4 protein-coding genes are annotated in these 6642 nt (G+C 69.3%); all 4 read right to left on the bottom strand.

Annotation, left to right across the window (positions count from 1 at the left end):
- Positions 1–3311: DNA repair ATPase (locus tag AC27VN_RS28935; RefSeq protein WP_490878764.1), on the bottom strand; the 3311-nt coding region annotated here is incomplete at its 3' end.
- A gap of 29 nt (positions 3312–3340) precedes the next feature.
- The gene (locus AC27VN_RS28930; protein ID WP_296782059.1) at positions 3341–5509 is read right to left on the bottom strand and encodes a flotillin family protein; all 2169 of its coding nucleotides are present in this window, start codon (positions 5507–5509) and stop codon (positions 3341–3343) included.
- A 53-nt stretch (positions 5510–5562) separates the two neighbouring features.
- Positions 5563–6195 carry a ubiquinone biosynthesis protein gene (locus AC27VN_RS28925; protein ID WP_256222622.1) on the bottom strand — a complete coding sequence of 211 codons (633 nt, stop codon included), beginning with the start codon at positions 6193–6195 and terminating at the stop codon, positions 5563–5565.
- A gap of 52 nt (positions 6196–6247) precedes the next feature.
- Positions 6248–6642 (bottom strand): hypothetical protein (locus AC27VN_RS28920; RefSeq protein ID WP_490878763.1); only part of this gene is annotated, 395 nt, incomplete at its 5' end.

Genomic DNA, 6642 nt, shown 5'->3' with positions numbered 1-6642 from the left:
GTGACCTCGTCCTGGTGCGCCTCGAGCGCCGCGTCGTCGGCGGCAGGCTCGGGCAGCGGCAGCAGGTCGGGCAGGAATTCCTGCGCGAAGTGGCGCAGCACGCGCGCCATGTCGGCCTCGAGCTGCGCCAGCGCATCGCGCCGGCCGAACAGCTCCTGCATCTGCAGCGCGGCGCGCGCGCGCCGCTGCATCGATTCGCGCATCGCCACCAGGTGGCCGTGCTGCCAGTAGAGCAAGGCCAGCGCGCGCTCGGTCGGACCCCAGGCCAGCAGGCCGGCCTCGTCCTGCATCGGCACCAGCGCGGCCAGGAGGCGCAGCGCGTCCTCGTCGTGCACGCCCTTCTGGTAGCCCTCCTGGTAGCGCGGCGCGGCGAAGCGGCGCACCAGTTCCAGCAGCTCGGGATGCAGCGGGTTCTCGGCCAGCAGCGCCAGCAGTTCGGCCCAGCCGCGCTCGGCCCGGCCCTGGAGCAGCGCCTCGAGCAGGCAGCCGGCCAGGTACTCGGCGCGCGACAACGCGGGCGTCTCGGACACCAGCGCCTGGTTCCAGTAGCGCCGCAGCGGCAGCAGGCGCTCGTCATTGACCGGGCTCAGGTAGTCGGTGCCCGTGACCTGGTAGGCCAGGCCCTCGCCATGCGCCACCAGCGTGAGGTCGATCGGCTGCCGGTGCACGGTGAAGGCATGGCGGCCCAGCCGCAGCGTGTCGCCGCCCTCGCTCACCAGCTCGCGCTTGTCGCGCACCGCGCGCAGCGCCTGGTCGCGCGCGGTCTTCAGCCGCGTGTCGAGCTCGTCGGCCGGCACCGCCGAACCGAGCGCGCGCAGGTCGGCGATCAGCGCATGCAGCTTGGCGATCATCGGATCGGCCGCGAAGTAGCTGTGGACCTGGCCCAGTTCGCCGAACTGCGCCACGCGGCGCGCGATGCCGTCGAGGATGCGGCCGGCCGCGTCGATCACGCCCTTGGCGCGCCGCTGGCGTCCCTCGACCAGTGTCTGGCGCCGCGCCGACAGCGCCTCGTAGACCGACTCGCGCTTCTCGGCGATGTCGGCCAGGAAATCCTCCTGCTCGGCGAAGCGGCCCTCGATCTCCTCGAGCTGGGCCAGCAGGCGCGTGAGCGCGTCGTCGCACTTCTCGGGCGTGTCGGCGAACTCGAGCGCGTTCTCCACCGCCTGGCCGAACAGCTTGAACTGGGCGCCGAACTCGGCGCGCGCCTCGTTCGCGCCCAGCGACTTGCGGCGCGAGCGCGCATCGGCGCGCATGCGGTTGATGTCGGCGTAGATCAGCGAGATGCGGTCGAGGATCGAGGTGCGCACCACCGCGTCGCCGCCCGGCAGGCTGCCGAGCTGCTCGGTCAGCAGGTCGAGGCCCGCGGCCTGCTCGTCGAGCGTGGCGAGCAGCTTGCCGAGCGCCGGCGAGGTGCCGAGCTGCGGCAGCTCGAGCGCGAGCTTGTCGAGCGCCTGGCGCTGGCCATCGAAGGCAGTGTCGGCCGCCAGGAACTGCATTGCGCGCTCGCCGATGCGCTGCTGCTCGGTCTCGAGCGCGGCGTCCATCGCGGCGATGCGCGGCAGGTCGGCGTAGCGCAGCTCCTTGAGCATCTGCAGCTGGCCGCGGCGCTCGCGCAGCCGCGCCAGCGCCTTGACGAAGTCGTCGGGGGCGCGCCACAGCGTGCTGGCGATGTCGACCAGCAGCGCATGCTGCTCGGCCTCGGCCTGGGCCAGCGCGCGCGCCGTTTCGCGCCGGATGGTGTCGACCTTCTCGAACTCGGCCAGCGTGCCGCGCGCCACCTCGGCGATGCTGCGCAGCTCGCCCGAGAGGTTGTCGGTCTCGGGCGAGTCGAGCCAGAAGTAGGCATCGCTCACGCGCGTGCACTGGCGGATCAGGTCCTCATAGGCGGCGCGCGTGGGCGCCTGTTCGCGCACCGCGCGCGCGATGCCCATCAGGTCGGACACGCCGCGCACCAGCTCGGCATTGCCGATCTTGCCGAAGAAGCCGGTGGCCGGCGGCTGGGCACCGGCATGCTCCTCGCTCGCGAACGGCGTCTGCCACAGCTGCATCGGGTGCACGCGGGTCGGCTCGTTCTCGTCGCCGTTGAACACCAGGATGCGCCCGTCCGCGAAGCGCGCATAGCCGTTGGCGACGATCGGCGTGGCCAGCGTCTTGTCGATCAGGTTGTAGTTGAACAGCGCGTAGCGCCCGGGCTTGGGGTCGTAGAAGACATAGGCCACGTCCTCGCCGTTGGGCGAGCGCAGCATGCGCTTGAAGCGCAGGCTGCCGACCATGTCGGCCGGCAGGTCGAAGCGCTTGTGCTCGCCCGACTGCAGGTAGTAGCCGCCCGGGAAGATGATGCCGTGGTCCTCGGGCAGCTGCACGCACGAGCCGCCGATGGCGTCGATGCGCTCGACCTGCTGCGTGCGGATGTTGAACACCAGGTAGCGCGTGACCTGCTCGCGGTAGGGCTTCACGCGCAGCAGGATCAGCATGCCGAGCTTGGCCCAGGCGATCTCGGCATCGGTCAGCGACTGGCTGCGATCCTCCACCGGTTCGTTGTAGATGCCCAGCCCGGTCTCGGTGTTGTTCTCGACCTTGATCGTGAGGTCGCCGCCCAGCGTCTCGACGAACACGGTGTCGAGCACGTTCACATGCGGATGCTTGCCGCCCACGTGGTCCTCGCGCGTGGCGACGGTCCATTCGAAGTCGTGGCTGGCCGGCAGCGCGATGTCGCGCTCGCCGCGGTTGTCGATGTAGTGGATGGAGCCGTCGCGCTCGATGGCCCAGCGGAACACGCGCACGTCGTGCAACTGCTGGCCGATCTGGAACGCGGCCAGCAGCTTGTCCTGCGTCACGCGCAGCTGCAGCAGCGTGGCCTGCTTGTAGTAGGCGTAGAGCTCGCGGAAGTCGGAGGCGAAGCGCGCGTCCTCGAGGAAGGTGCCGGCGATCGGCACCGGCTGCAGCTCGTCGGCATCGGGCGCGCCGAGCTGCGCCATGCGGTAGAGGCCGAACACGTCGCCGACGGCGGTTTCCTTGCGCAGGCCGATGAAGACGTTGTAGCCGAACAGCAGCAGGTCGCCGATGCGCACGATGTCGCGCGCCACGGCGTTGTTCTCGGTGCGCGCGCGGGTGCGCAGCACCAGCGACTGCTCGGAGCGGCCGAACTCGGCCAGCCGCTTCTCGTTGAGCGCGCGCGCCTTCTTCAGCAGGCCCTCGCCCTGGGTCTCGAGGCGCTTCTTCAGCAGGTCGTAGCTGCCGCTGCCCGAGACCAGGGCCTCGGTCGCATCGGCCGCGGCACCGGGCGAATGGCCCGGCTCGTTGGTGTCCATGGGTGGGTGCCGTGCGGGTCAGCCCGCGCTCAGTTGCGGAAGGTGGAGATCAGGTTGTGCAGCGCCGATTTCTGGGTCTCGCTGCCCTCGGTGGCGATCTTGTTGACGAGCGCCGCCACGCTGAGGTTCTGGATCTCGCCCGAGGACGAGCCGAGCGCGCCCACGATGTCGCGCAGGTCCTGCACCACGTCGCGGTTGCCCGAGAGCTGGTCCTTGAACGCGACCTGGATCGCGTTGCTCTTGGAGATCACGCCGTCGATGCCCTTGCCCACCGAGAGCGAGCGCACGAAGCTGTCGAAGTAGTCGCCCTGCCCGCCCACGATGTCGATCTTGGCGTTCGACAGCGCGGTGCCCAGCACCTCGGCCTGCTCCTTGGCGATGGCCGTCTGGGCCTCGATGCCCTTGAGGGTCTCGATGTGCGACTTCTCGAGGCGCATGCGGAATTCCTCGTGGTCGCGGGTCTCGGGGCTCATGGACTTCATGGCCTCGAACTTCTCGTGCAGGCCCTTGGCCTCGGCACCGAAGCGCGCCTCGATCACCTGCGCATCGGCCTGGCCCGACTTGAGCGTGGCCTCGGCATCGGCCGTGCGCACGTTGACCTCGGCCAGGCCGAGCTTTTCCTTGCCCGTGGCCTCGGCCTCGAACTTGGCGCGCATTCCCGCGGCCTCGGCCTGCGAGCGCGCCTCGATCACCTGCGCGTCGGCCTGGCCGGCCTTGAGGATCGCGTCGGCGTCGGCGGCGCGCACGTGCACGTCGGCCAGGCCGATCTTCTCCTTGCCCGTGGCCTCGGCCTCGAAGCTCGCGAGCTTGGCCTGGGCGGTGGCGATCTGCACCTTGGCGGCGGCGAGGCCCGGCGCGGCGGAGATCGCTTCCACGCCCTCGGCCTCGCGCTTCTTCGACTCGGCATCGCGCTCGGCCACCTTGAGCTTGGCATCGGCCAGCGTGAGTTCCTCGGCCGCCTTGTGGCGCGCGCGCTTCTCCTGCGTCTCGGCCGCCTTCACGTCGAGCACCATCTTCTCGTCGGCCTGGCCCTCGGCCATGATCACCACCGACTTCTTGGTGCGCTCGGCCTCGGCCACCACGCGCAGCTCCTTGATCGCCTCTTCCTGCTCGGCCACGGTGCGCTCGACCACGATGCGCTCGCGGATCACGTCGGCGATGGCCTTCTTCTGCACTTCGACGGCCTTGTCCTTCTCGATGCGCTGCAGCGTCACTTCCTTCTCGCGGTCGACGATCTCGAGGTCGCGGGCACGCGTGACCTTTTCCTCCTCGATCGCCACCGCGCGCTTGCGGTTGTTCTCGGCCACTTCCTTCTCGCGCTGCACGTTCTCCTGCTGCACGGCCACGGTCTGCTCCGAGAGCAGGCGCGCGCTCTCGGACTTGGTGCGCTCCTCGGCCTGGATCTTCAGCGTCTCGGCTTCCTCGCGGGCACGCACGCTGGCGATCTCGCGGTGCTGGCGCGAGGTGGCGTCGGCCTGCTGGCGCTCGAGCTCGAGCAGCGCCTCCTGCGTCTCGACGTTCTTCTTCTTGATCTGCATTTCCTCGTTGCGGCGCAGCTCGTTGGTGCGCACATGCTCGACCGCCGTCAGCTCGGTGATCTTCTTGATGCCCTGCGCATCGAGGATGTTGTTGGCATCGAGCTCCGACAGCGGCGTCTGCTCGAGGAAGTCGATCGCCGCATCTTCGAGCACGTAGCCCGAGAGGTCGTTGCCGATCTGGCTCACGATCTGGTCGCGGAAGTTGTCGCGCGCCTGGTAGAGGTCGACGAAGTCCATCGACTTGCCCACCGTCTTGAGCGCCTCGGAGAACTTGGCCGAGAACAGCTCCTCGAGCGTCTCGTGGTTCGAGGCGCGCGCGCAGCCGATGCCCTGCGCCACCTTGAGCACGTCGTCGGCCGTCTTGTTGACGCGCACGAAGAACTTCACCTTGATGTCGGCACGGATGTTGTCGCGGCAGATCAGGCCCTCGTTGGCCGAACGGTCGATCTCGATCGTCTTGACCGAGATGTCCATCAGCTCGGCCTTGTGGATGATCGGGTAGACCATGCGGCCGGTGAAGGTGACCTCGGGTTCCGCGCGCAGCGTGTTCACGATCAGCGCGTGGCCCTGTTCGATCTTGCGATAGAACTTGGCGAACATCGCGAACAGGCCGAGGATGACAATGGCCAGCACGGCGACGGCAATGAGGATGGGCTCCATCTTTTTTCTCCAGTACTTGAAGCGGAAAACAGGGGATCGGGCGGGGGCCGCGCTCAGGACGCCAGGTCGTCGTGCGCGGCGATGAGGTAGCGCGCGGCCACCTCGTCGTATTCGAGGATCAGCGCGATCGAGCCGCGCTTCAGGGTGTTGGGCACCGGTGCCCAGACGCGGATGTTGAGGCTCGCGCCGCGGCGCGCCACCTCGGCGCGGCCGTCCTTCTCGTTGACCACGCCGGTGACGACCTTGCAGGTCTGGCCGACCAGTGCCGCGTTGCTCACGGCCGTGTGGCTCACGAACAGGCCGCGCAGCGGACGGATCGCCACCGCCGTGACCGGAATCGCCACCACGGCGCTCGCCACCAGCAGCGCGGTGCCCGCGACCAGCTTGAGCAGCGTGGTCGGGACCAGCGGCAGCAGCCACTCGCCGCCGAGGCACGACACCACCCAGGCCACCAGCACCAGCAGGCTCACAGCGACCGAGAACGGCACGCCGTTGAGGCCCATGGCCACCACGTAGCTCGCGAGGTCGCCGACGTCCTCGGCATCGCCGTCGGCGTGCGCGAGGTCGACGTCGATGCCGTGGTGCTCGATGTCGACCAGGCCCAGCATCGCCAGCACCCAGTAGATCAGCACGACGCCCAGCAGCACCGTGTAGATCGCGGTCGGGTAGCCCGTGACCGCTTCCATGAAATTGCCCATCGATCCTCCCCCGGGCCAGCCGGTGGTCTCTGCGTTGTTGTTATCGCCGCGCCGGCTTGCCGGTGCGGGCGCTCTGCTTCACGCCGTCGGGAGCGCTCTTGGCGGCGCTCTTCGCAGTGCTCTTCATCGCGTTCTTCGTCGCGCTCTTCGCCGCGGCCTTCCCACTGCCCGCGAATGCGATCAGGTCGCGCGTCGCCCGTTCCTTGATGGCGAGCCGGTCGTCGGCCGCCAGTCCGTAGCGCGCCGCCAGGAACTCGTAGTCTGCCGCACCGAGCGACACCGTGAGCCGCGGGCGCTTGGGGCCCGCGGTGGTCGTGAGGCCCAGCACCTGCCGGATCTGGTCGGAGGTCGACACGTGCCGGTCGAACGCCGCCTTGCGCACCGCCTCGAGCACCGCCTCCTCGACGTCGAAGGCCACCTGCACCGCGCGAATGG

It is taken from the genome of Variovorax sp. 20P10.2.4, from assembly GCF_058244205.1.
Note: the sequence above shows the minus strand (reverse complement) of the source record. Positions and strands in the feature narration are given on the sequence as shown.